Source organism: uncultured Chryseobacterium sp. (genome assembly GCF_936933875.1).
GTDB lineage: Bacteria > Bacteroidota > Bacteroidia > Flavobacteriales > Weeksellaceae > CAKZIK01.
In genome coordinates this window covers 1-1,963 of sequence record NZ_CAKZIK010000025.1, presented here as the reverse complement: position 1 = coordinate 1,963, position 1,963 = coordinate 1, and the positions used below count along the sequence as shown (strand labels likewise).

Genomic DNA, 1,963 nt, shown 5'->3' with positions numbered 1-1,963 from the left:
TGTTTCCGGCAATTCCGTACCTGTCAGTTCGTATCCATCGCCGGGACTGCATGTACAAATGTGGGAACAGACCGGAAGCTGTCCTCCCGCGGCACCTACCGGTACACCAATATTCGATGAGTATATTACCCAAACAAACAATAGTTTTACTTTGCCGGTTGTAGCGTCAAAAAAATATGTGATTCTTTTAACCTCACCATGTGGAGATACTAAAGTTATTTGTAAAGATTTAACAACCAATTTAACGCCGGATTTCTCAATTATTGCGCTGAACAGTGGCTGTGGTGCTGATGAAAAAATGTCAATCAGGGGAGTGAGCAATAATTTCGTTGTTTTTCCGGTAACTGTAAGGGTTTATTCTGGAAGCACGGCTACAGGGACACCTGTTTATACAACATAAAGAGCAAATGCCGGTGCTTTAAATAGTTGGTCAACAGGATATATCCTAAATTTTGGTACTTATACCGTAAGCTATACCGATTACTGTGGTACTGTACTTACTAAAACCATTACCTTAGACAAGCCCGCAGATCCGGCGAACACGCGAATCAATGCGAATGTAACATATTTACGAAGTATTTGTACAGCTCCCAGCCTTATCATAGACCAAACCGGTACTACACAGGTTCGCATAGAATTTACCAATTATATAGAAAACCTTGCAAATGCTACAGTAAAAATCATCAACGGCCCAAATAATGTGGGGCAGGTTGGTGTCTTTCAAAATTTCAGATATTTCTCCTTTAATGAATTGACTCCCGGTGGAACTTACACTGTAGAGATTTCCAGTTCTGGTACAGGATGCGCATCTTCCGCGAGAACATATACCTTTACCATACCGGCAAATACTACTGGTCTTCTGCAGTCTTTAACTTCATTCGGAAACTCTACGTGTTCCGGCACTGGCTCCGTAACAAGTACCATTGTTTATAATGGTGGCTATACCCGCGAAGTTGAACTGATCGATTCGAACGGCAATATTATTGCTACCAATACCACAGGCACTTTTGCTAATATTCCAGGAGGAAATTACACTACCCGCCTAAAAATTACTCCGGCTTGCGACACTTCAAAAACTTATTATATTTCAGGTTCACAGGTAAGTATTGCTACTAATACTACAGGCCCAAGAGTTACCGGTAAAGCAGGTATTATCTGCGAGGATGCAAACGGAAACCCGCTTTCAAGTGGAACAGCGTATCTTACTTTGATAGGTGGTATACCAAGAATTCTGGAGTACAGAGAACAAGGCGCTGCCACATGGACACTACATTCAAATAGTGCTCCTGAGAATGTTGTGGTAACTGACCTTACTCCGAATAAAGTTTATGAATTTAAATTAACCAGCTGTGGTAAAACTTTTATTACAACTCTAAGGATTAAAGTGATGCGCAATATAAGAGTTGAGAATACGAGAAATCCGTGCTATAACCAATCCTACACTTTAGTAGGTCCATCTTTTTCCGGGGGTACTTATGAGTGGAGAAAGCAGGGTAGCGCCACTGTTCTTGCCACCACTAAGAATTATTACTTCCCGAATTATACAGCAGCAGACGACGGTACCTACACTTTAACTGTGAAGTGGAGTGCCTGCGTCACCAGAGTAGCCACTACTGTTCTGAACGGCAGCCTGTGCGGAGACCCGCTAAATGTTTGTTACCGGGAGCCAAGATCAGACGGACAGATACTTGATACCAAACATGGCATCACTGCTTTCGGAAGAGCCGGAGCAGAAAACAGCAACTGGCCTATGATACGCAAAGGTGGGCATACTGCGCTGGAAGCTTCAACAAAAGGATTCGTTATCAACAGACTTACTGCTGCACAAATTTCTGCAATACCTTTTACAAATCTTATAGAAGGAATGATGGTCTACGACATTACCAATGACTGTCTGAAAATCTACAACGGTAACGAGTGGAAATGCTTTACAGACCAGACCTGCCCGGAATAATTATTTAAC

At 42.3% G+C, this 1,963-nt stretch carries 2 protein-coding genes; both read left to right on the top strand.

Going from position 1 to position 1,963, the window contains the following annotated elements; all coding sequences use genetic code 11:
* On the top strand, window positions 1-400 hold a 400-nt coding region (locus Q0252_RS04120; protein WP_297984104.1), incomplete at its 5' end, for a hypothetical protein.
* Window positions 401-700: 300 nt separating this feature from the next.
* Window positions 701-1,954, top strand: a complete 1,254-nt coding sequence (locus tag Q0252_RS04115) for a hypothetical protein (protein WP_297984102.1) — start codon at window positions 701-703, stop codon at window positions 1,952-1,954.
* The last annotated feature ends 9 nt before the right edge of the window (window positions 1,955-1,963 follow it).